The organism is Knoellia sp. AC549, from assembly GCF_979258975.1.
The window spans coordinates 1,884,924-1,906,819 of sequence record NZ_OZ409890.1; the positions used below are offsets into that span (position 1 = coordinate 1,884,924).

A 21,896-nucleotide genomic window follows, 5' to 3' on the forward strand; every position below is an offset into this window, starting at 1 on the left:
GTCAGGCTTCCTGGACTGCGAGGACGGCGGCTGCTGCGTCGCGAGCCCGGGCGCGACTCCTCTCGAGGAGGTCACGCGCGTCCACCTGCGTGCTGCGGCGCTCGCTGACGACGATCCTGCCATCGACGAGAACGTCGGTGACATCGCCCCTCCCTGCCGCGTGGACGAGCAGCGCGGGCACGTCGTGGACCGGTGTGAGGTGCGGCTGCTCGAGGTCGAGCAGGACGAGGTCGGCGCGTTTGCCGACCTCGAGGCTGCCGACGAGGTGGTCCATGCCGAGGGCCCGGGCGCCGTCGATGGTGGCGGCCCGCAGGATCTGGGTCGCGTCGACGGCCGGGTCACCGGACGTGAGCGCCGCGAGGTGGGCGGCCTGCCGCATGGCCTGCCACACGTCGAGGTCGTTGGAGGAGGCGCACCCGTCGGTGCCGATACCGAGATGTATGCCGTCCGCTCGCCACCGCTGCCAGTCCAGCGCGCCGGAGGCGAGCTTGAGGTTGGAGCCTGGGCAGTGCGCCACGGTGACGCGGGCAGCGGCCGCGGTGGCCCGGTCGGACTCGGTGAGGTGCACGCCGTGCCCGAACACGACGCGGGCCGGGCCGGTCAGGGCGTCGGCGCGGTCGAGCAGTCCGGTCGGGGTGGCGCCGAACCGGGCCCGGGTGTCGGCGTTCTCGGCGGCGTTCTCGGAGACATGGGTGTGCAGGACACCCCGGGGGGTCAGCTCAGCCAGGACCCTCGCCACCTCGGCGAGGTGCTCGACCGAGCACGTGTAGGTACTGTGCGGCATCGCCGCGACCGGCACCTCGGGTCCGCCCGTCGCACGCAGGACCTCCGGCCAGGCGCGCAGCCCGGCGATCCGCTGCTCCCAGGCCAGGCCGTCGGGGCCCGGGCCGTCGAAGAAGGTCGGCCCGCCCACGTGTCGCGAACCCGCTGCCACGGCGCCACGGTGGGCGGCCTCGTGGTGGAAGTACATGTCGAGCTGGGTGGTGCACCCACCGAGCAGCGACTCGAGGGCTCCGAGCGTCGCGCCGAGCTCGACCGTCGCCGGGTCCATCAGGGCGCCCTCGGCCGCCCACACCCGCGTCAGGAACCCCTGCAGGTCCACGCCCTCGGCGATCCCACGCAGCAGCGTCATCGGCAGGTGGGTGTGGAGGTTGACGAGTCCCGGCAGCGCGAGGCGACCCCGGCCGTCGACCACCTGGTCACCCTCGCCCGGCGCCACGGCGCCGATCTCGGTGATGACTCCGTCCTCGACCGCGATGGAGACGTCGCGCAGCACCGTGTCGTCGGGGTTCACCGTCACCACGACGGCGAGGTCCTGCAGGACGACTCGGCTCATGCGACGGGTTCCGCGTCGTCGGCCGGGAACACCGACCGCGTGTGGACCAGCTCGTCGAGCACGGCGAGCACCTTGGGCGCGCCCTGCTCGAGCACCGCGGCGATCTCCTCCATCGTGATCGGACTCCCCGGCCGGACACCGGCCGCAGGGTTCACGACCAGGCTGAGGGCGGCATACCGGAGTCCGGCCTCGGCAGCAAGGGTCACCTCGGGCACCCCCGTCATCCCGGCGACGGTCCCGCCGGCCAGGGCGGCGAGCCGGATCTCGGCCGGCGACTCGAAGCGCGGTCCGTCGAAGCAGACGTAGACGCCTCCGTCGATGACCGGCTGGCCGATCGAGCTCGCGGCGTCGAGCAGCTCGCGGCGCAGCATCGAGTCGTAGGCCGACGACATGTCGGTGTGCACGACACCCTCAGGACCCTCGCCGTCGTGGAACGTCGCGCTGCGCAGCCTGGTGAAGTCGAGGAAGTCGTCGATGCAGACGAGCTCGCCGGCTTCGAGGTCCGGGTCGATGCCGCCGGTGACGTTGACCGCGAGGACGTCACGGACGCCCAGGTCGGCCAGCGCCCTGATGATCGCTCGGTAGTTGACGCGGTGCGGCGGCACGTCGTGCCCGGCCCCGTGCCGCGTGATGAAGACGACGGGCTGGCCATGCCACGAACCGCGGGTCACCGACGTCGATCCGTATGCCGTGTCGATGCTCTCGCTGCGGGCGTCGTCGAGCGCCTCGAGGTCGTAGAAGCCGGTGCCGGCAATGATTCCCAGGGGCTGGAGGCTCACGGGCGCCACCGTACCGGTGGTGCGAGGATGCCTCGCATGAGCAGGCAGGTGGCGATCGCGGCGACGGGGCCCGCGTCGCTCGGGGCCGGCCAGCAGGTCGTCGCCGACGGCGGCAACGCGGTCGACGCCGCCATCGCTGCGGCCATCGCCGCCATGAGCAGCGAGCCCGGGATCGTCAGCCTCGCGGGTGGTGCCTTCGTCACGGTGTGGCCCGCGTCGGGCTCACCCGTGGTCCTCGACGGCAACGTCGTGATGCCGGGCCACGGGCTGGCCCGTGAGGCGTTCGGCGGGGGAGTGCGCGAGGTCGTCACGACCTACGGAGGTGGGGTGACCATGTATGCCGGTCACGGCTCGGTCGCCGTGCCCGGCGCCCTCTCGGCGTGCGAGCTGGCCGTCGCGCGGTTCGGCTCCCGGCCGTGGGGCTCCGTCGTGGACCCGGCGGCGGGAGTGTGCCGCGACGGCTATCCGATCGGCGGGGCCGCGTCGCGCTACCTCGCGCTCGTCGCCGACCCGCTCTTCGGCCACGACGACGGCGCCCGGCTGCTGACTCGACGCACCGACGGATCCCCTTTTGCCGCAGGCGATCTCGCGCGCAACCCCGAGCTCGCGTCGGTGCTGGAGCAGGTGGCCCGCGAGGGTGCCTCGATCCTCACGACGGGCGAGCTCGGCCGGGCGCTCGCGGCCGAGATGGCGGCGCACGGTGGGCTGGTCACGGAAGCCGACCTGGCGGCATACGAGGTGGTGGTCCGCGAACCGGTGCGGCGCACGCTCGGTGACTGGGACGTCGCGGTCAACCCGCCGCCCTCGGTCGGGGGACCGCTGCTGGCCGTGATGCTCGCCGAGCTCGAGCGCACGTCCCGAACCCACCCAGTCGGACGGTCGGGGACGGGACACGCCGCCGCTGGCCCCACCTGGGACGACGTCCTGCGGATCCAGAGGGCCGTGCTCGCCTATCGCGTCAAGGTGCACGACGTCTCGCGCGACCTCGCCGCCGACGGGCACGCTCTCCTGGCCGCGGTCGAGCGTCACGGTCTGGCCGGGCTGCCGACGTCGTCCTCGACCGCCCACATCTCGGCGATCGACTCGGACGGGTTGGCGTGCGCCGTGACGATGTCGAGCGGCTACGGGTCGGGCGTGACGATCCCCGGCACGGGGCTGCTCCTCAACAACGCGCTCGGCGAGCCGGAGCTCAACCGGCTGGGGCTGCACGCGCTTCCGCCCGGGACGCGGCTCGCGTCCAACATGGCGCCGACGATCGCTCGGGCCGCTGACGGTCGGGTGCTGGCGGTGGGTTCGCCCGGCGCCGACCGCATCACGACGGCGCTCATGCAGGTCCTGTCCCAGCTCTGCCTCGGTGGGGCCGACCTCGACGTGGCGATCCGGGCGCCGCGGATGCACGTGCGGTTCGGGGCGTCAGGCGAGCCGGTGGTCGAGCACGAGGCCAGCGCCGACCTCGCTGCCGCCGTGGACCGGGCTGGCCTGACCGGACTCGACCACGGAGCCTTGTCGATGTACTTCGGCGGGGTGGGTGCGGCATACCTCGACGGTGGCGGTCAGCTGCGCGCGGCCGGCGACCCAAGGCGCGAGGCCGCCGTCGCCGTCACCTGACTCCGACGGAGTCGGTTCCTAGCGCGTCGCGCCGGTGACCATCCAGTGGTCGGTGCGGACGCGCGCCCACATGAGGACCCCCCGGATCGCCATGAACGCGGTGAAGGCGAGCCACAGCCAGGTGACGGCGTTGTCGGACCCGCGCGTGCTGCCGTCCTCGAGGAGCCAGTCGCCCATGAGGTGGACGCCGAGGATGAGCGGCAGGTAGGCCAGGAAGTTGACGAGCATCGCCCGGGCCAGCCAGCGCCCGTCGCCGGCCCCGATGAGAACGCCGTCGATGACGAAGGCGTAGCCGCTCAGCGGCTGTGACAGGGCGACGATGATGAGCGCCGCGGCGATGGCGGACTGCACGGCCGGGTCGCTGGTGAACAGGCGCGGCAGGGTCGTGTGGAGGAGGAGCACGACGATGCCGAGGACCACCCCACCGATGACGCCCCAGCGGGTCATGAGCGTTGTGGCAGAACGGGTTCGGGCGATGTCACCTGCACCGAGGGTGCGCCCGGTGATGGCCTGGGCGGCGATGGCGATGGCATCGAGAGCGAAGACGAGGAAGGACCAGATCGTGGCCGACACCTGGTATGCCGCCAGCGGCACGTCCCCGAGGCCGGCCGCGACCCAGGTGGTCGTGAGGAGGACGGCCCGCAGGGCCATCGTGCGGATGAGGAGGGGGACGCCCGTGCGTGCCGCCCCGAGGATGCGGGCCGGGTGGGCCCGCAGCGTGACGTGGTGGCGAGCGGCCTCGCGCATGAGCACGGCGACGAGGGCGGCGGCCATGCCGGTCTGGGCGATCACGGTGCCGAGCGCCGATCCGGCTATGCCCCAACCGAATCCGTAGACGAAGAGCAGGTTGAGAGCGATGTTGCTCGTGAAGCCGGCGGCGCTCGCGATGAGCGGGGTCTTGGTGTCCTGGAGCCCGCGCAGGACACCGGTCGTGGCCAGGACGACGAGCATCGCAGGGATCGAGATGGCGCTGATGCGCAGATAGGTGACGGCATGGCCCAGGGCCTCCGGCGAGGCACCGAAGAGCTGGCAGATCGGCTCGGCGAAGGTTGCCACGAGGACCGCGGTGACGGCGCCCAACCCGACGGCGAGCCACGTGCCGTCGATGCCCGCGGCGACGGCGCCGTCGCGGTTGCCGGCACCGAGCTGGCGCGCGACCACCGATGTCGTGCCATAGGCGAGGAAGACGAAGATGTTGGCTGCCGTGAGCAGCATGGCGCTCGCGACCCCGAGGCCGGCGAGCTGAGGGGTGCCGAGGTGGCCGACGATCGCGGAGTCGGTGAGCAGGAAGAGGGGTTCGGCGACGAGCGCCAGGAACGCGGGGAGGGCGAGCCGCAGCACCTCGCGGTGCTGGCTGGGGGACTCCTGTGGGGTCTGGCTCACACGGAGACGCTAGTCGAGGGCTCAGGTGGCGAGCGTGACCCACAGCGCGGCCACGGCGAGCGTGGCGGTGGCAGCGCAGACGACGAGGACCTCCGTCGTCGCCGGTTCCAGTCCGGGCGCGGGGAAGAGCCGACCGATCCGGCGCAGCCGGGTGCGGGTGTGGAAGAAGATCCACGTCGCGATGACCGCCGCAAGGGCGACGACCACACCGACGACGGGGCCGTGCTGCGTGGTCCAGCGCAGGAACAGCAGCGAGGCCCCGACGAACGAGATCGCGGTCCGCTGCCACGCGAGCGACGTGCGCTCGGGCTGCAACCCGCCGTCGGTGCGCGGCGTCGTGGGGTCGTGGGGGGTCACTTCTGGACGAGGAACAGCAGAACGATGGCGGCGACGACGGTGGCGAGGACGAGGAACGGGATGAGCGACGGGAAGGGCAGCGGCCGTCCCTGACGCATCGCCTGCTCGACCCGCAGCCAGCGCACTCCGGCCCCAACGGCGACGGTAACTCCGAGGACGACGAGCAGGACCGCGAGGATGCCGCGGACGGTCTCGTCGAGGTTGATCGAGAAGCCCTCGATGGCGACCGCGCCGGCGATGAGAGCCAGCCCGGTGCGGATCCACGCGAGGAAGGTCCGCTCGTTGGCGAGGGTGAACCGCGGGTCGGGCTCGGTGCCGGGTCCGAGCACGCGCCGGGGTGGCTCTGCCATGCCTTGACCCTATCGACCGCGGGTGGTGAGGCCCTTTTGGAAGGCGAGCGGGCGGCATACATTGAAGGCATGTGCCGAAACATCCGACAGCTGCACAACTTCGAGCCACCCGCGACGGACTCCGAGGTGTATGCCGCGGCGCTCCAGTACGTGCGCAAGGTGAGTGGGGCGACCAAGCCGTCACAGGCGAACCAGGAGGCGTTCGACGCCGCCGTGCGCGAGGTCGCGGACGCGACCCAGCACCTCCTGAACCACCTGGTGACGACTGCGCCACCCAAGGACCGGGAGGTCGAGGCGGCGAAGGCGAGGGCACGCTCGGCCGAGAGGTACGGCCGCGCGGGCTGAGGCCCGGGCGGACCGTCGGCGGGCTATCGCGGGCGGACGGTGAGGATCTGGTTGAGCGTGCCGACCGGACCGTCCTCGTCATGGACGACGCTGCTCGTCAGGCCGATGCCGTCGTCGCCGAAGGTGACCGTCGTGTCGAAGCCGACCCAGCCGGGTCGTGGCGCGCGGACCAGGTGGGCGGTGAGGTCAAGGTTGGGGAAGGCGACGTCGGTCGGAGCCTCGCGCACGGTCATCCCGTTGGCGATGTCGAGGAGGCCGATGGCTGCTGCGGTCGGTGAGACGGCCTCGCCGGCGACGAGGGGGTCGTCGGTGCGGGCCCAGAAGTGGGCGCGCCCGGCCTCGGTCTGGGCGCGGCGCAGGTGGATGGTCCGGATGAATCCGCCGGGCCACACGGTCGTGGGGTCCCAGGGCTCGGTCTCGTCGGGCGAGGGGATGCGCGGGGTGGCGGACCCGGCGACGGCCCGGGTGTCGCGGGGCTGGAGCAGCCAGGCGCGCAGGATTACGGCCGGGCGGCCACCATGGCTGAGCGTGGCCTCGACGAGCTCGATGGTGCGGCCGGGTCGACGGACGGTGACGGTCGTGTCGACCTCGCCGATCGGGAGGGTGCCGAGGATGTCGTAGGAGAGGCGGGCGAGCGGGAGGGCGGTGCTGTCCGTGCTGTCTGGACGGCGCTCGTCACGGTCGGTCTCGACGACGTGGGCGAGCAGCCCGAGTGCCGGTGCGATGTGCTGCTCGTCGAGGGCCCAGGCGCCGCCGGTGTGTTCGGTGGCGAGGAAGGTGGTGGGGCCGGTGCGTTCGAAATAGGCCATGGCCCTGATCCTGTCGCACGCTTCCTGTGAGTGTTGGTGCAGGTGGGGCCTACCACCGAGTAGGCAGCCGGAAATGAGGGGTTCGACCGGGTGGTGCGGCCGGTGATGTGAGCCAGCCCATGTGGACGAGACACGCCCGAATCTTTCTTTTGCGCACACCCGGTGCACGACGAACCTGCAGGTCAGAGCGTTGCGACGGGCCGGGTTCTCATTCTGTCCACAGGGCTGTCCACTGGCTGTGCACAACGAGGTCGGGCGTTTTCCACGAGCCATCCACAGGTTGTCCTCAGGGCTGTTTCGGGGGATTGGTCACGGGGCCGCAGAGGTCCTACGTTGGGTCGATCCTGGATCGCGGCACACGTCCGAACCGGGTTCATCGGAGCAGAGTGCGGCGGGCTGTCACACGTCGCTGACACGCTGTCTCCACGGCATACGAGTGTGAACGGGAAGGGGCGGCGGGTGTCGATCGCGGAGCTCAGCAGCAGCTACACCGGCTCGAGCGACGGTCCCCCCGACGACCGGCTTCCACCCCAGGACCTCGGCGCCGAGCAGTCCGTCCTCGGCTCGATGCTCCTCAACAAGGATGCGATCGCCGACTGCCTCGAGGTGACGAAGTCCACGGACTTCTATCGCCCGGCCCACGAGCTGATCTATGACGCGGTCCTCGATCTCTATGGCCGTGGCGAGCCCGCCGACGCCATCACCGTCGCCGACGAGCTGGGCAAGCGCGGCGACCTCACCCGCGTCGGTGGCCAGGCCTATCTCCACCAGCTCATCCAGTCGGTGCCGACCGCCGCCAACGCCGGCTACTACGCCGAGATCGTGCACGAGCGGGCGGTGCTGCGACGGCTCGTCGAGGCCGGCACGCGCATCGTGCAGATGGGCTACGGCCAGGGTGAGGGCGACGTCGACGAGATCGTCAACCGCGCCCAGGCCGAGGTCTACTCCGTCGCCGAGAAGCGGGGCGGTGAGGACTACCACCAGCTCGGTGAGCTCCTCAACGCGACGATGGAGGAGATCGAGGCCGCCGCCGGCCGCACCGACGACCTGACCGGTGTGCCCACCGGCTTCCTCGAGCTCGACACCCTGACCAACGGTCTGCACCCCGGCCAGATGATCGTCATCGCAGCTCGACCTGCCGTGGGCAAATCGACTCTTGGCATCGACATCGCTCGCGCGGCGGCGATCAAGCACAACATGGCGACCGCCGTGTTCTCGCTCGAGATGAGCCGCACCGAGATCACGATGCGCATCCTCTCCGCCGAGGCGACCATCCAGCTCCAGGACCTCCGCAAGGGCCTCAAGGGTCAGGAGCAGTGGAACAAGCTCGCGCGCGTCATGGGCAAGATCTCGGACGCGCCTCTCTTCATCGACGACTCGCCCAACATGTCGCTCATGGAGATCCGGTCCAAGTGCCGACGACTCAAGCAGCAGCACAACCTGCGCATGGTGATCATCGACTACCTCCAGCTGATGAGCTCGGGCAAGAAGGTCGAGTCCCGCCAGCAGGAGGTCGCCGAGTTCTCCCGTGCCCTCAAGCTGCTGGCCAAGGAGCTCGAGGTCCCGGTCATCGCGATCTCGCAGCTGAACCGTGGTCCCGAGCAGCGCACCGACAAGCGCCCCCAGATGAGCGACCTTCGTGAAAGTGGATCGATCGAGCAGGACGCCGACATGGTGATCCTGCTCCACCGCGACCGGTCCGACCCCGAGCGCGACGGTGAGGCCGACGTCATCGTGGCCAAGCACCGCAACGGCCCGACCGCCGACATCGTGCTCGCCTTCCAGGGGCACTACAGCCGGTTCAGCAACATGGCCCGCGACGGCGGCTTCTAGTGTCGAGATGCAGCGAAGATTGCAAGACGCACGGGCTGGCACTCCTCAGCGGCTTAACGGATGACTACCCCTGTCAACAGGCAGTCTGTTCCTGAGGTCGCCGGCACGTCACGGCCGAATCGTGCCTAGGCGGCCAGACCGACAGAGACTGTCACCCGTCGGTGCAGCAGGCCCACGACTCGACCGAAGGGCATCGATCCTAGGTGCTCACGCATCTCAGTCGATCAGCGTGAATCGCTATGCGGGGCGTCGAGGTGGTCGAGCAGTCGAGTCAGCATTCCCACCAGTTGGCCACGTTCTGTCAGGCTGAGCGGCTCCAACAACCTGCCCTGTAGGCCGTCGAGGACGACGTCCAGGTGGTTCAGGTGGCGACTCCCCTTGGGGGAGATCGTCACGACGTTGCGGCGCCGGTCGCCAGGGTCCGGGACACGCTGAACGAGGTCGCGCTGAACTAGTTCGTTCAGCACGCTGACCATGTCGCTTCTGAAGATTCCAGATCGCTTGCTGAGCTCCGATTGACTGGCCGCGCCCTGCTCCTGCAGTGAGGCTAGAACGGCGTAGTGCCACTTTCGCGCGTTGACTTGCGCCAGGCCATCGTTGATCAGCCGGTCTGAACGCGTGCACAACTGCGACAACATGCGACTGACCTGCCTTTGGAGTCTTGCTGGCGGGCTGGTCTTTGCGTCGGCGGGCGCCTGCAGTGCTCCGGTCTGCGTCATGGCTTCCACTATACGTTTGCGTTAGTGACACTAACGACGTACGGTCGGTCGCCTACTGCTAGTGAGACGAACAATCTTTGGAGAACACGTTGGCCGTCAAAACACTCAACATTCCTGCGCAGGACGGGTCAGCCGACGCAGTAGCTGCTTTTCCTAGCGGAGACGGTAGGCATCCTGGAGTACTGCTGTACATGGACGGCTTCGGCTTGCGGGCCGCGCTTGTTGCCATGGCTCAGGAGCTAGCCGATCATGGCTATTACGTTCTTGTGCCCAACGTCTTCTACCGTCATGGCCCGGCTCCGGTCGTCGAGCTCCCGCCTCATATCAGTGACGAGGACCGACCGGCGATCTTCGACAACGTGTTGCCGTTGATCCACAAGCACACGGCGGAACGAGCCCTTCGCGACGCCGAGACCTTTCTCGCGTTTCTTTCCGATCAACCTGAGGTGACGCCGGGGCCTGTGGCCACCGTCGGATACTGCTGGGGCGGCGTGCTAGCGGTCCGAGCCGCGGCGGCGTACCCGGATCAAGTGGGATCCGTGGCCGCGTTCCATGCCGGCCCGATGGTCACCAACGCAGCAGACAGCCCACACCTGCTGGTTGCGGGACTCGCCGCACCGTTCCACCTCGGTCACGCGGCGGGTGACATGACGCCCCAAGTGGCCCACGCACTCGATCAAGCCCTCGCCGGCGCGAGTCCCGAGAGCTCGTCCGAGGTCTACCCCGATACAGTCCACGGTTTCACGATGTCCGACACCGATGCGTTCAACGCTGCAGGACTGCAACTTCACTGGGAACGCCTGGTTTCATTGCTCGACCGGACGCTGAAGGGACACTAAGCCTCCGCAGGTTGGCTGCCGCAAGAGGTAGGTCCTTCCTGTGGACCGGTGCGTGGCTGCCCACATCGGACGCCCATCCTGACAGTCGTGTCCACAGGCAAAGCGCGGGGTCATTCATGGGTGTCGTCAATCGCATCACCGGAGGTATCGGCGAGGCTGTTCGCACAGATGTCGTGCATACCGCTGGGCGCCACCACTCTTCCGCCCCAGGCAGTGTTGGCTGCAGGGCCGCGTCACGCGATTCATTGGGCCTCGGGGTCCGCTGCAAGCACCGCACGACCGCCGTCCACGGGAAGAACCGCCCCGGAGATGAAGCTCGCCGAAGGGGACAGCAAGAACGCAACCGCCTGCCCAACCTCTCGTGCCGAGGCGATCCGGTGGAGAGGATGCAGCTCGGCGAGCTCGCGCTCCACTCCGGCGGCGAGGTCCGGATCGAGCGAGGCTAGGTAGTCGTCGTGGCGCTCGGTGCGCACCGATCCTGGGGCGACAGAGTTGACCCGTATGCCGTATCGGCCGTAGTCGACGGCTGCGGCGCGCGTGAATCCCTCAATCGCGGCCTTTGCTGTGACGTAGGCCGCCGCGCCCGGCACGGCTCGTTGCGCTTGGTGGGACGAGAGGTTCACCACCGCTCCAGCTGTCCCGTCCTCACGAAAGGCTGACACGGCTGAGCGGGTGCCCTCTATCGCTGGAAGCAGATTTGCCGATACCTGGTCGAGGAACGTCCTTGAGGTGGCCTCCTCCAGCTGCACGTCTCGGAAAACCGCGGCGTTGTTGACCCAACCCGCCAATGGAGCTCGGGAACGCGCCAGAGCCAGTGCCCCCCGTGTTATGGACGGCTCAGACGCCGACCCGACGACGACTCCGACTTGGTCGGCGATATGGATCCCTACGCCGGCCGGCCCGTCCGGGTCGACCACTACGACCCAGTAGCCGTCCTCGGCCAAGCACTGGGTGATCGCTCGACCGATCCCCCGAGCACCGCCGGTCACGACCACGCTTCCTGAAAATGTCGTTGACTTCACGGATCCATGTGACCGCAGCAACTGGTGTGGCTGCAACAACTATGCTGAAAGCAGTTGCACAGTTGGGAGAGGACTGCACCAGTGGGAACGACCATCTACGACGTTGCTGCGGCTGCGGGTGTCAGTCCGACAACGGTGTCTCGCGCGCTCAACCGGCCTGAGAGGGTCGCGGGAGCCACGCGCGAAAGAGTGATGGCTGCGGTCGACCTGCTGGGGTTCGAGCCCATGGCGGAGGCAGTGGCGCGTTCTCGCAAGGGTCCGCGACGCATTGGGGTCATCGGTCCGTTCGGAACCCACGACGTCGCGCGACGTCGGCTTGCGGGGATCCTGCTTGAAGCTGGCGGCGAAGTCGACCTCGTCGTGTACGACCAACCCTCTGCCGAATCGGCCGCAGCCCCGCTCCTGGACTCGCTGCCCGTGACCGGCCGGCTCGACGGAATCATCATGGTGAGCCTCCCCCTGGGCCCGGGTGTTGCCGAACGTCTGGCATCGCGGGACCACCCAACCGTGCTGGTCGACATCGCCCACGCGGAGTTCACGTCGATCCAGACCGACGACGAACGAGGCGGTGCGCTGGTAGCCGATCATCTCGCCGACCTTGGACACCGCCGGTTCGCCTTCGTCGGCGAGGCTCAAGTCGCCGCTCGCCAATCCCCGTCCGGCAGGCGGTTCCGCGGCTTCCGCGAAGCGCTGCGGTCGCGCGACTTAGGTGCTCGACCCGGCGAGCTGTATGAGGTGTCCACGACACTTGACGATGCTGCCCGGGCCGCACGTGCGCTGCTCAGGACGGATGAACCTCCCACGGCTGTGTTTGCCAGCAACGACCTGCGAGCTGCAGCGGTCCTGCTGGCCGCCGCAGAGGCCGGCCTGCGGGTTCCCCAGGACCTATCCATCGTCGGGTTCGACGATGGGAACCTCGCGTGCGCGCTCGGTCTGTCAACCGTGCACCAACCGGTCGAGGATTCTGGACGCCTCGCCGTCCGCATGCTTCGTGACCAGTTCGCGGGGGACCGCAACGTCTCTCGTGTTGTAGCCCGCGTGCGCCTCGTGCCCCGAAACACGAGCGGAGCCCTTTCCGGGTAGTGACTCCGGCGTTGGACGATCTTGGTCGCACCAACCGGAGCGAGGTGGGACGGGTCGAAGTCGACCGCCGCCGTTCGCCCCTTTCCGGGTCGACCCACCAACCGAGCGATGCCAACTGTCCTCACCTGGGGATCGAGCGCGCAGGGGCGGCGCTCCGCGTCAAGCAGATACGTCGTAGCGGTGGCCTCGTCTTGACAGATGCCGTTATGGGCATATGATTTTCCCATGGCACGAGCATCGACGACGTCAGACGTCTTCAACGCGATCGCCGAGCCGCAGCGGCGGGAGATCCTCGTGCTGCTGCGTGCGGGTGAGCTACCGGTGACCGAGGTCGCCCACGAGCTGGGGATGACCCAGCCGGGGGCGTCCAAGCACCTACGGGTGCTGCGTGAGGTTGGACTGGTGAGGGACCACAGAGCGGGCAAACAGCGCATCTACGGCCTCGACGCCCGAGGGCTGCGGCCCATTCACGAGTGGAGCGGCGGGTTCGAGCAGTTCTGGAATGAGAGTTTCGACCGACTCGATGCCTACGTGCGAGACCTGAAGCAGACACAGAATGAGGAGTAGTCGATGAGCACGACAGAACAAGGATCGACGGGGCAGCTGGAGAAGGCTGACCGCGAGATCGTCATCTCGCGGGTCATCGACGCCCCGCGGGTGCTGGTGTTCGAGGCATTCACCGAGGCGCGGCACCTGTCGCAGTGGTGGGGACCGGAGGGGTTCACGACCAGCACGCGCGCCTTCGAGTTCCGCGCCGGAGGCGAGTGGGACTTCGTGATGCACGGTCCGGACGGGACCGACTACCCGGAGTGGATCACCTGGACTGAGCTAGACCCGCCGGAGCGCATCAAGTTCCTCCACGGCGAGATCCGCGATGACCCGAACGCCTTCGAGTCGGTGCTGACTTTCAGTGCTCAGGGTGAGGCGACCCGGCTCGAGATGCGCACGCTGTTCCCCACCAAGGCGCAGCACGACGAGGCGATCGAGAAGTACCACGCAATCGAGGGCGGTCAGCAGACCCTCAGCAACTTGGCCGCGTACGTCACCGGCCTCGCTCGGAACGGAGTCGAAGGCTGATGGCCGGCAAGGTGTTCTTTAGCGTGTCCATGTCCCTGGACGGGTTCATCGCGCCCGAGACCCTGTCGGACCTGATGGGGCAGCAGTGGGTGGAACTGCAGCGGTGGATGTTCCCGCTCCGGTTCACCCGGCAGAACCTGCAGCTGGGCGGGGGCGGTGAGGAAAGTCGCGACAACGACATCGCGCAGGCGACCTACGACCGCACCGGTGCGAGCGTCATGGGCAAGCGCATGTTCGACGCGGGGGAGCAGATGTGGCCCGATGAGCCGCCGTTCCACACGCCGGTCTTCGTCGTGACCCACGAGAAGCGAGACCCCTGGGCGCGGATCGGCACGACTTTCAACTTCGTCAACGACGGCATCGAGGTGGCGCTTGACCGGGCCCGCGAAGCTGCGGGCGACCGGGACGTTCGCATCGCTGGCGGCGGCGCCGCAATACTGCAGTACCTGAACGCCGGACTGGTCGACGAGTTCAAGATCGCGCTCTCTCCGGTGCTGTTCGGGTCAGGGGTCCGGCTGTTCGAGAACGTCGACGCCGCTCGCGTGGCCTTGGAGCAGGTCCACGTAGAGCATTCCCCCAGGGTGACGCACCTGACCTATGCAGTGCGTTCGCGATAGCCGGGCACCCAGTGTTGACCCAAGCCCAGGTTCGAACCGTGACCTCTGGTTGCCTCTCACTCCGACCATCGCCAACCAGCGCAAACCAGGGCGCGGTGTCGAGGTCGCGGTCAGGCAATGGTCTCCTGGACGAGAACGTGCAGTCCGTGCGTCAGGTGCGTCGTGTTTCGGGCCTGAGGTAGGAAGCATGAGTTCTCCACTGAACCGTCAATACCCACCTGACCGATACCGCGGCAGGCACGGCGAGACGAGCGTGTGGCTGCGCCGGACCGACGAGGAGCCCGACACCCGCACGGCCGGCGGTGTGACCTGTGAGTACCTCGCCACTGGTGACCGCACCGACGGCCGGTTCGGGCTCTACCGATGGACGTTCGGCGCCGAGGAGGCGGGCCCCGACCAGCACTTCCATCGCGCCATCTCGGAGCAGTTCTACGTCTTGGCCGGTACGGTCCGTCTCTATGACGGGCGCACGTGGATCAACGCCGGACCGGGTGACTTTCTCTACGTCCCGGAGGGCGGCATTCACGGGTTCCGGGGAGCCGATCACGCCCAGATGTTGTTGATGTTTGCGCCCGGTGGCCCTCGCGAGGACTACTTCGAGACCCTTGCTCGGGGCGAAGCGATGACCACGGAGGAGCGTGAGGAGTTCATGCTCCGCCACGACACTCATTGGTGCTCCTGAGCGAGGAGGGGTGAAGCTGCAACATGGGCCGCCCGGCGGTGCAGAGTTGCCGCCGGGATGAGATCGAGGGGTCGTTGGGACGCCTCGATCAGACCCGTCACGGCTCTCACCGCAGCTGATCCTCACACTGCCGCCGCGGCCGATCGTGCGCGCGGACGCTGTCGGCGCCGGGCTGTGCAAAGTACTCCGCACAAGGGGCCACGGACTGCTCGAGCATCGGAACCAACAGGTGCTGCTTGTGAGCAACGCGTGACGGGATCGCATCCGCGACTCCGGCTGTCCAACAGGAAGAGCGGGAGGTCGGACGCGTTGCCTCTGCCAGATGCGGCCCTACGGTTCATCCATGGGTGCCTACGTCAAGTCCGTGACCTTCGACTGCTCGAACGCGATGCTGCTGGCGGCGTTCTGGGCGGCAGCGCTGGGCTCCGACCTCGACGAGGACAGCACGGAGGACCGGGCGTGGGTGGAGCCGGCCGGGTGGGGCGGCCCCAAGCTGTGGTTTCGGCGGGTCCCCGAGGGCAAGACCGCGAAGAACCGCCAGCACTTCGACCTGCGCGCCATGGGCCCGGTGGGCGCCGAGGTCGAACGGCTTCGGGCCCTGGGCGCCTCGGTCATCGGGAAGGACGGCGACATCGTCGTCATGGCGGATCCCGAGGGGAACGAGTTCTGCGTCGAGGCCTGATCCGGGGCCTCGCAGCGGTTTCGCAGAGCTTTCGCAGTGGGGTTTGGGACGTTCTGTGTTGTGCAAGTCGGAGATTGCATGAACGGACCAAGACCAGCGAGCGCGGGCTGATGGCATGGGCGTCGTCTCATGATCCTCAACCCTCGGTCATCAGCAGACTCGGGAGAACTGTCATGACAGACCACCAGGAATCGTCGAGCAGGCCTAGTCGACGGATCATCCTCAGCGGAGGCGCAACGGCCGCCGGACTTGCCCTCGGCGGCATCGTCTCGGCGCCAGCAGCCCAGGCCGCGTCCTACGTGCGGCCGGTGAGGAACCCCACCGCCCACCCGATCACGGCCGCGTGGAGGATCCCCGGCAACTGGCAGGCCGGCTACCACACCGGAGTCGACATCGGGTGCCCCGTCGGCACTCCGGTCTACGCGACCATCGGTGGCGACGTCCGCACCGGCCGGGCGACCTGGGGTGCCGCCTACGGCACCATGATCCTCATCAACGACAACGTGGACGGCTCGGACTGGGGCTACTGCCACCTGTCGAGCCGACGGGTGAGCGACGGCCAGCGGGTCACGACCGGGCAGCTGATCGGCTACTCGGGCAACACGGGGAATACCACCGGCCCGCACCTGCACCTCGAGCGCCGCCCGCGCTACGGCGGCTACGGCTCGGACAAGAACCCCAACCTGTGGCCCTGAGCTGGGTCTGACGCCCAGCCGCCCTGGTCGACTCCGCGCGACGCGCTGACTCGACCCGGCGGGACGTGAGAACCTCCGGATGAGGTGTGGACTGATCGAGGTCCCGCCCCGCCCGGAGGTTCTCGCGTCTGGGGCGGACTGGAGGAAAACCTGCTTGCCGTCACCCGCAGGCTCTGGTTCGGTGACCGGGACGCCCACTCAGACGCCCCACACCCAAGGACCTCGATGACTGCAGGCACACGCACCACCTTCGCGACGGCATACGACCGAGCCGGGCCGAAGGGTTCGCTGCCCGTCGTCCTCATCCACGCAGGCGTCGCCGACCGGCGGATGTGGGACGCGCAGTGGTCCGCCCTCACCTCGACGCACGACGCGATCCGCGTGGACCTGCGCGGCTTCGGCGACTCCGACACCCGACCCGACGGCCCCGTGTCCCACCCCCAGGACATCCTCGACACCCTCGACGAGCTCGGCGTCGAGCGGTGCCACCTGATCGGCGCGTCCTTCGGCGGAGGCGTTGCGGTCGAGACCGCCCTCCTGGCTCCTGACCGGGTCGAGTCCCTGCTCCTGGCCGCGCCGGGAGGGTCGCTGCTGGCCGAGCTCACCCCGGACCTGCAGGCCTTCTTCGACGCCGAGCGCGCAGCCGTGGCGGCCGGCGACCTCGACGCCGCCGTCGAGGCCAACATCACGACCTGGGTGGCCGGCCCCCAGCGCGAGACAGCGGACATGGACATCGCGCTCTGCGACGACGTGCGACAGATGCGGCGGCGCGCGTTCGAGGTCACGGCCGACTGGGACGACGTCGAGGAGCGCGAGCTGGAGCCACCCGCTCTGGAGCGGCTCGCCGACGTCCGAGCCCGCACCCTCGTCCTCGTCGGTGGCCTCGACCTCGACACCGTCCAGGACGCGGCCCGCCGGGTCGCCGAGGGAGTCCCCGGAGCTCGACTCGTCGACTGGGCCGAGGTGGGTCACCTCCCGTCGATGAAGCGCCCGGCCGACTTTCACGCCCTGGTGGATGCCTGGCTCTGAGGTCCACCCACGACGGGCCAAAGCGGTGTATGCCGTGTATGCCGTGCGGCCCCGGGCCGCCGGGGGTCAGGCCCGGCCGCTCGGGCCGGCCGCATCGCCAAGGCCGGCCACGCGGCATACCGCAGCGAAACCGGCCGCGGTGCCGGGCCAGTGGCGCTCGAGTGCCCCGACACCCGCGTGGCGGACCACTGAACGCAGCGCGACAGCAACGATCACGGCGTCGTCGGCGTAGCCGATCACGGGGATGAAGTCCGGCACGAGGTCGAACGGCAGGGCCAGGTAGGCCAGGAGGAGGCCGAGCCGGATCCGCACGCCGCGAGGCAGCGCCGAGTCCCCCGCCAACCTCCGGACCAGGCGGACCACGTCCGGGAGCAACCGCATGGCGTCCCGCAGGCCGAGCTCGTCGGGGCGAGAGACCCACAGGGCGACGAGCAGCCCGGTCCAGAGCAGCACCAGGCCGGCCAGGACAGCGATGACGAGAGACCACCAGGACCCGTCCATGGAACCCATCATCCCCCGCCGATGCATTGCGACCGCCCGGACGATAACATCGCCACATGACGATGACTCAGAGGGCGGCCCGCGGAAGCGCCGGCGACCTCGATGAGACCGCAGCCGCGACGGCAGCAGCCTGCCTGTTCCGGGGGATGAGCGACCCGTCTCGAGTGGCCATCCTGCGGCACCTGCTGCTCGGCGAGCACAACGTCGCCCAGCTGACCGCTCATCTCGGCCTCGCGCAGTCCACCGTCTCCAAGCACCTCGCCTGCCTGCGCGACTGCGGGCTCGTCCAGTCCCGCCCGTCCGGCAGGGCGTCCGTGTTCACCCTCACCCACCCCGATGCGGTGCTCAAGGTGTTCGCCGCGGCCGAGGAGCTCTTGGCCGCGACCGGCGACGCCGTGGTGCTGTGCCCCGCCTCCGGCGAGGAGTCGACTCGGTGACCATCTCCCCCAGCCCCCAGGCCCGGCCCACCGCGTTCGTCCAGGACCCGCAGCGCCGTCAGGTGCTCGGTCGCCGCGCCCAGCTGCTCGCCGCCACCTCGGTCACCTACAACGTCATCGAGGCGGTCATCGCCATCACCGCCGGGCTCGCCGCCGGCTCCGTCGCGCTCGTCGGCTTCGGGCTGGACTCCGTGGTGGAGGTCTCCAGCGGCCTGATCATCCTCTGGCAGTTCCGGCACAAGGTGCCCGAGAGCAGGGAGCGTCCGGCCCTGCGGCTGATGGCCCTGTCGTTCTTCGGGCTCGCCGCCTACGTCACCTTCGAGTCGCTGCGAGCCCTCCTCGGAGGCCACGAGCCGGACCCCTCGCCGGTGGGCATCGGTCTGGCGGTCGCCTCCCTCGCGATCATGCCCTTCCTCTCGTGGGCCCAGCGGCGCACCGGCCGGAGTCTCGGGTCCAACGCGGTGGTCGCGGACTCGACCCAGACGCTGCTGTGCACCTACCTCTCGGCGGTGCTTCTGGTGGGCCTCGTCCTCAACGCCACGCTCGGGTGGACCTGGGCCGACCCGCTCGCCGGTCTGGTGATCGCCGGCGTCGCGATCAAGGAGGGCCGCGATGCCTGGCGGGGTGAGGGTTGCTGCGCTCCTGCGGCAGTCGGCGAGCCCGACGGCGGGTCGTGTGCCGGTGACTGTTGCTCCGGCGGCACCACCGGCGGCGTCCCTGACAAGGCGTCCTGACCTGCCGCTTCCGCCGTCCCGGGGAAAAATTCGCCCGGTGTGTGGAGTCGCATCCGGCGTCTCGGCGTGCCACCCTGCCTTATGACTCAAACACTGTCGGGCACAGGTGAGACGGACGCGAAGCTCAAGCGCGGCATCACACCGCTGCTGCTCTTCTTCTTCATCGTCGGTGACACCCTCGGTGCCGGCATCTACACCCTCGTCGGCGGCATGGCGCAGGACGTCGGCGGGGCCATCTGGCTGCCGCTGATCTTCGCCCTGGTGCTGGCGCTGCTCACCGCGGGCACCTATGCCGAGCTGATCACCAAGTACCCGCACGCCGGTGGCGCTGCCCGCTACGCAGAGCGGGCCTTCGACAAGCCCTACGTCACGTTCCTCATCGGCTTCCTCATGCTGTCCTCGGGGATCACGACGGCGGCAGCGCTCGCGAACGCCTTCGCCGGTGACTACCTGCAGGCGCTGATCGACCTGCCCAAGGTCCCGGTGGCGCTCGTCTTCATCGCCCTGCTCGTCGCGATCAACCTCCGGGGTGTGCGCGAGTCGCTCATGGCCAACGTGGGCGCGACGCTCATCGAGGCGACTGGTCTCATCATCATCATCGTCGTCGCGGCGATCGTGCTCGGGAAGGGCGACGGCGACATCAGCCGGGTGACGACCTTCGCCGAGGGCATCTCACCGGCGCAGGGCGCCTTCGCAGCGACGATCACCGCCTTCTTCTCCTTCCTCGGCTTCGAGGCCGCGGCCAACATGGCCGAGGAGGTCAAGGACCCCAGCCGGGCCTACCCCCGTGCCCTCTTCGGCGCCCTGCTGACCGCAGGCGTCATCTACATGCTCATCGCCCTGGGCGCCGCCGCAGTCGTGCCGACCAAGGAGCTGGCCGAGTCCGACGGACCGCTGCTGTCGGTCATCACCGCCTCCGGCCTGGCGTTCCCGGAGTGGCTGTTCGCGTCGATCGCCCTCGTTGCCATCGGCAACGGCGCGCTGCTCTTCATGGTCATGGCCAGCCGCGCGACCTATGGCCTGGCCGAGGCGGGGCTGCTGCCGGAGATCTTCGGCAAGGTGGCTCCCACCCGTCGCACGCCCTGGGTCTCGATCCTCGTGATCGGCGCCGTGACGATGGCGATGAGCCTCGTCGGAGACGTGACCCTGCTGGCTGACACCACGGTCCTGCTCCTGGTGCTGGTCTTCATCTCGGCCAACATCTCTGTCCTCGTCCTCAAGAAGGACAAGGTCGAGCACAAGCACTTCACCGCGCCGAGGATCGTCTCGATCATCGCCCTCATCGCCAGCATCGCGCTGCTGACCCAGCAGAGCGCCCAGACCTGGCTGATCGCCCTGTCCTACATCGTCGTCGGGTCCATCCTCTTCTTCATCGCGCGCCACGCCCGCAAGCGCGAGGGCACCGTGGCTGAGGGAGCCGAGGAGCTGCAGGACAACTCAGCTCAGGCTTCGGTATGCCGTGCGCACACGGCATACCGAAGCCTCACCTCCGTGTCACGCGGGAAGCGTGAGACGCATGACCCAGCGCCACTTCGCGATCCTGCGGTCGCGCTCGAACCCGAGCTCCTCGAAGAGGCTCTCCGGCCCGGTGTGGAGGTAGGCGCCCCGCTGCGGCGGGCGCTCGTCGACCTGCTCCGGATAGGCCTCGACGACGCCGCCACCAGCCGCGGCGATCTCGCGCAGAACAGCCGTGACGGCAGCCCGTGCCACACCTCGGCCGCGGTGCCTGCTGCCGGTGAAGATGCAGCCGATCCGCCAGTCCGGCAGGTCCGCGGCCTCCTTGTCATAGAGCTTGCGGTTCTTGATGTTGGGCAGCTCGGCCGGGCTCCCGAACTGGCACCAGCCCACGCACTGGTCGCCGGCATACACCAGCATCTGATGCACCGTGCCGGCTCGGACATGACCCTCCTTCGCGGCCCGGTTGCCGGCGGCGCTCGGCGTGGAGCCGAAGCCCTCAGGGTGGAAGCCCATGCACCAGCAACCGCCCCACACACCGTTGTTCGCCTCGACGAGTGCCGCGAAGTCGTGCCACGTGTCGGGCGTCAGCAACCGGGTCGTGTAGTCCTCCTCCATGGACCAGGCTCCAGCCTCAGAGGCCGAGCAGCGCTTCGCTGCGTTCCCAGAGGTCACGGGCCAAGGCGTCGTCCTTGACCTGCGGGTTGACCTTGCCGACCTTGTCGCTCTCGTAGTAGCGACCGGGCTCCCACGTCGTGCCGGGGATGCCCGCGGCGAGCCAGGTGAGCCGCCCGCCACCGGACTCCACGCCCGTCAGGAGCCGCGCCAGGGGAGTGCGATAGACCAACCGCATCAGGCTTGGTGTGTCGTTGGCGAAGTTCGTGCGGATGACGCCCGGGTGGAAGGCGGCGGCGTTGACGCCCTGGTCGTGGAAGCGGCGGTGCAGCTCGCGGGTGAAGAGGACGTTGGCCAGCTTGCCGTCGCCGTAGGCCTTGTTGGCGTTCCAGCCCCGGGCGTTGTCGAGGTCGTCGAGGTCGAGGTGCCCGAACAGCCGGTGTGCAGCGCTCGAGGTCTGGATGACGCTGGCGCGCGACTCCACGAGCCGGTCCATGAGCAGGTGGGTGAGCAAGAAGGGAGCGAGGTGGTTGACCTGGAAGGTCTTGTCGAAGCCGTCCTTCGTGCGCTCCTGACCGAAGAGCCCGCCGGCGTTGTTGGCGAGCACGTCGATGCGCGGGTGGGCGGCGAGCAGCTCGGCGGCCATCGCGCGGACCTGGTCGAGGTCGGCGAAGTCGGCCACGTGCGAGGGTGCGCCCAGCCGCTGCGCCACGGCTGCGGTCTTCTCGGGGGAGCGGCCGACGAGGACGACCCGGTGGCCGAGTGCCTGCAGCTGGCCCGCCGCAGCGGCTCCGATGCCGTCGCTGGCTCCGGTGATGACGATGGTTCGCTGCTCAGGCATGGGGCTCTTCTCTGGATGGTCCTGGATGGTCCTGGATGTCGCGCGTGGGGCTGACTCTTCCACCAGGT

At 69.0% G+C, this 21,896-nt stretch carries 25 protein-coding genes and 1 pseudogene; 15 read left to right on the forward strand and 11 right to left on the reverse strand.

Annotated features, from left to right (window positions below; translation table 11 throughout):
* Nucleotide 1 precedes the first annotated feature (1 nt).
* Together ACZZ98_RS09015 and ACZZ98_RS09020 are read right to left on the reverse strand one after the other, a co-directional pair.
* Nucleotides 2–1,336 (reverse strand): amidohydrolase family protein, encoded by a 1,335-nt coding sequence (locus ACZZ98_RS09015; protein WP_463515918.1) that lies wholly within the window; start codon nucleotides 1,334–1,336, stop codon nucleotides 2–4.
* On the reverse strand, nucleotides 1,333–2,115 hold the full coding sequence (locus ACZZ98_RS09020) for an S-methyl-5'-thioinosine phosphorylase (RefSeq protein ID WP_463515919.1): 783 nt from the start codon (nucleotides 2,113–2,115) through the stop codon (nucleotides 1,333–1,335). Before ACZZ98_RS09020 ends, ACZZ98_RS09015 begins: the two co-directional genes overlap by 4 nt.
* Nucleotides 2,116–2,151: 36 nt before the next feature.
* Here ACZZ98_RS09020 and ACZZ98_RS09025 point away from each other — a divergent pair, with 36 nt between their 5' ends.
* On the forward strand, nucleotides 2,152–3,723 hold the full coding sequence (locus ACZZ98_RS09025) for a gamma-glutamyltransferase (protein ID WP_463515920.1): 1,572 nt from the start codon (nucleotides 2,152–2,154) through the stop codon (nucleotides 3,721–3,723).
* A gap of 18 nt (nucleotides 3,724–3,741) precedes the next feature.
* On the opposite strand, the gene ACZZ98_RS09030 is transcribed toward ACZZ98_RS09025, so the two are convergent.
* The 3 genes from ACZZ98_RS09030 to ACZZ98_RS09040 are packed head-to-tail and all read right to left on the reverse strand — an operon-like array spanning nucleotide 3,742 to nucleotide 5,813.
* A complete protein-coding gene (locus tag ACZZ98_RS09030) occupies nucleotides 3,742–5,106 on the reverse strand; it encodes an MATE family efflux transporter (RefSeq protein WP_463515921.1) in 1,365 nt (454 codons plus the stop codon).
* Between the two features lie 21 nt (nucleotides 5,107–5,127).
* Nucleotides 5,128–5,463: a DUF202 domain-containing protein gene (locus tag ACZZ98_RS09035; protein ID WP_463515922.1), complete on the reverse strand. Its 336-nt coding sequence runs from the start codon at nucleotides 5,461–5,463 to the stop codon at nucleotides 5,128–5,130.
* Entirely contained in the window at nucleotides 5,460–5,813 is a 354-nt protein-coding gene (locus tag ACZZ98_RS09040) for a YidH family protein (RefSeq protein WP_463515923.1), read from the reverse strand. The genes ACZZ98_RS09035 and ACZZ98_RS09040 overlap by 4 nt, the downstream gene beginning before the upstream one ends.
* A 69-nt stretch (nucleotides 5,814–5,882) precedes the next feature.
* Here ACZZ98_RS09040 and ACZZ98_RS09045 point away from each other — a divergent pair, with 69 nt between their 5' ends.
* Nucleotides 5,883–6,158, forward strand: a complete 276-nt coding sequence (locus tag ACZZ98_RS09045) for a DUF2277 domain-containing protein (protein WP_380086557.1) — start codon at nucleotides 5,883–5,885, stop codon at nucleotides 6,156–6,158.
* Between the two features lie 23 nt (nucleotides 6,159–6,181).
* Here ACZZ98_RS09045 and ACZZ98_RS09050 read toward each other — a convergent pair whose 3' ends face one another.
* Nucleotides 6,182–6,967, reverse strand: coding sequence for a thioesterase family protein (locus ACZZ98_RS09050; RefSeq protein WP_463515924.1), 786 nt, complete (start codon nucleotides 6,965–6,967; stop codon nucleotides 6,182–6,184).
* 459 nt (nucleotides 6,968–7,426) lie between these two features.
* Between ACZZ98_RS09050 and dnaB the strand changes: the two genes are divergently transcribed.
* A complete protein-coding gene (gene dnaB / locus ACZZ98_RS09055) occupies nucleotides 7,427–8,800 on the forward strand; it encodes a replicative DNA helicase (RefSeq protein ID WP_056142925.1) in 1,374 nt (457 codons plus the stop codon).
* Nucleotides 8,801–9,024: 224 nt separating this feature from the next.
* Here dnaB and ACZZ98_RS09060 read toward each other — a convergent pair whose 3' ends face one another.
* Nucleotides 9,025–9,519, reverse strand: coding sequence for a MarR family winged helix-turn-helix transcriptional regulator (locus ACZZ98_RS09060; protein ID WP_463515925.1), 495 nt, complete (start codon nucleotides 9,517–9,519; stop codon nucleotides 9,025–9,027).
* An 89-nt stretch (nucleotides 9,520–9,608) separates the two neighbouring features.
* Here ACZZ98_RS09060 and ACZZ98_RS09065 point away from each other — a divergent pair, with 89 nt between their 5' ends.
* The gene (locus ACZZ98_RS09065) at nucleotides 9,609–10,358 is read left to right on the forward strand and encodes a dienelactone hydrolase family protein (protein ID WP_463517751.1); all 750 of its coding nucleotides are present in this window, start codon (nucleotides 9,609–9,611) and stop codon (nucleotides 10,356–10,358) included.
* 242 nt (nucleotides 10,359–10,600) lie between these two features.
* Here ACZZ98_RS09065 and ACZZ98_RS09070 read toward each other — a convergent pair whose 3' ends face one another.
* The gene (locus ACZZ98_RS09070) at nucleotides 10,601–11,347 is read right to left on the reverse strand and encodes an SDR family NAD(P)-dependent oxidoreductase (protein WP_463515926.1); all 747 of its coding nucleotides are present in this window, start codon (nucleotides 11,345–11,347) and stop codon (nucleotides 10,601–10,603) included.
* A 114-nt stretch (nucleotides 11,348–11,461) separates the two neighbouring features.
* Between ACZZ98_RS09070 and ACZZ98_RS09075 the strand changes: the two genes are divergently transcribed.
* From ACZZ98_RS09075 to ACZZ98_RS09110, 8 genes are all read left to right on the forward strand, one after another.
* Entirely contained in the window at nucleotides 11,462–12,463 is a 1,002-nt protein-coding gene (locus ACZZ98_RS09075; RefSeq protein WP_463515927.1) for a LacI family DNA-binding transcriptional regulator, read from the forward strand.
* A gap of 225 nt (nucleotides 12,464–12,688) precedes the next feature.
* A complete protein-coding gene (locus ACZZ98_RS09080; RefSeq protein WP_463515928.1) occupies nucleotides 12,689–13,030 on the forward strand; it encodes an ArsR/SmtB family transcription factor in 342 nt (113 codons plus the stop codon).
* Nucleotides 13,031–13,033: 3 nt separating this feature from the next.
* A complete protein-coding gene (locus tag ACZZ98_RS09085; protein WP_463515929.1) occupies nucleotides 13,034–13,540 on the forward strand; it encodes an SRPBCC family protein in 507 nt (168 codons plus the stop codon).
* The gene (locus ACZZ98_RS09090; RefSeq protein WP_463515930.1) at nucleotides 13,540–14,157 is read left to right on the forward strand and encodes a dihydrofolate reductase family protein; all 618 of its coding nucleotides are present in this window, start codon (nucleotides 13,540–13,542) and stop codon (nucleotides 14,155–14,157) included. Before ACZZ98_RS09085 ends, ACZZ98_RS09090 begins: the two co-directional genes overlap by 1 nt.
* Nucleotides 14,158–14,344: 187 nt before the next feature.
* On the forward strand, nucleotides 14,345–14,839 hold the full coding sequence (locus ACZZ98_RS09095) for a cupin domain-containing protein (protein WP_463515931.1): 495 nt from the start codon (nucleotides 14,345–14,347) through the stop codon (nucleotides 14,837–14,839).
* 343 nt (nucleotides 14,840–15,182) lie between these two features.
* Nucleotides 15,183–15,521: a VOC family protein gene (locus ACZZ98_RS09100; RefSeq protein ID WP_463515932.1), complete on the forward strand. Its 339-nt coding sequence runs from the start codon at nucleotides 15,183–15,185 to the stop codon at nucleotides 15,519–15,521.
* A 173-nt stretch (nucleotides 15,522–15,694) separates the two neighbouring features.
* A complete protein-coding gene (locus ACZZ98_RS09105) occupies nucleotides 15,695–16,216 on the forward strand; it encodes a M23 family metallopeptidase (protein WP_463515933.1) in 522 nt (173 codons plus the stop codon).
* Nucleotides 16,217–16,441: 225 nt separating this feature from the next.
* The gene (locus ACZZ98_RS09110; RefSeq protein WP_463515934.1) at nucleotides 16,442–17,245 is read left to right on the forward strand and encodes an alpha/beta fold hydrolase; all 804 of its coding nucleotides are present in this window, start codon (nucleotides 16,442–16,444) and stop codon (nucleotides 17,243–17,245) included.
* A 66-nt stretch (nucleotides 17,246–17,311) separates the two neighbouring features.
* On the opposite strand, the gene ACZZ98_RS09115 is transcribed toward ACZZ98_RS09110, so the two are convergent.
* Nucleotides 17,312–17,746 (reverse strand): YkvA family protein, encoded by a 435-nt coding sequence (locus tag ACZZ98_RS09115; protein WP_463515935.1) that lies wholly within the window; start codon nucleotides 17,744–17,746, stop codon nucleotides 17,312–17,314.
* 56 nt (nucleotides 17,747–17,802) lie between these two features.
* Between ACZZ98_RS09115 and ACZZ98_RS09120 the strand changes: the two genes are divergently transcribed.
* The 3 genes and pseudogenes from ACZZ98_RS09120 to ACZZ98_RS09130 all read left to right on the forward strand — a co-directional run.
* On the forward strand, nucleotides 17,803–18,183 hold the full coding sequence (locus ACZZ98_RS09120) for an ArsR/SmtB family transcription factor (protein ID WP_463515936.1): 381 nt from the start codon (nucleotides 17,803–17,805) through the stop codon (nucleotides 18,181–18,183).
* Nucleotides 18,180–18,917 (forward strand): cation diffusion facilitator family transporter, encoded by a 738-nt coding sequence (locus tag ACZZ98_RS09125; protein ID WP_463515937.1) that lies wholly within the window; start codon nucleotides 18,180–18,182, stop codon nucleotides 18,915–18,917. Before ACZZ98_RS09120 ends, ACZZ98_RS09125 begins: the two co-directional genes overlap by 4 nt.
* Nucleotides 18,918–18,998: 81 nt before the next feature.
* Nucleotides 18,999–20,210: pseudogene (locus tag ACZZ98_RS09130) on the forward strand (APC family permease); the annotation flags it as partial.
* Between the two features lie 201 nt (nucleotides 20,211–20,411).
* On the opposite strand, the gene ACZZ98_RS09135 reads toward ACZZ98_RS09130, so the two are convergent.
* Nucleotides 20,412–20,990: a GNAT family N-acetyltransferase gene (locus ACZZ98_RS09135; RefSeq protein ID WP_463517752.1), complete on the reverse strand. Its 579-nt coding sequence runs from the start codon at nucleotides 20,988–20,990 to the stop codon at nucleotides 20,412–20,414.
* Between the two features lie 16 nt (nucleotides 20,991–21,006).
* Entirely contained in the window at nucleotides 21,007–21,828 is an 822-nt protein-coding gene (locus ACZZ98_RS09140) for an SDR family NAD(P)-dependent oxidoreductase (RefSeq protein ID WP_463515938.1), read from the reverse strand.
* Nucleotides 21,829–21,896 lie beyond the last annotated feature (68 nt).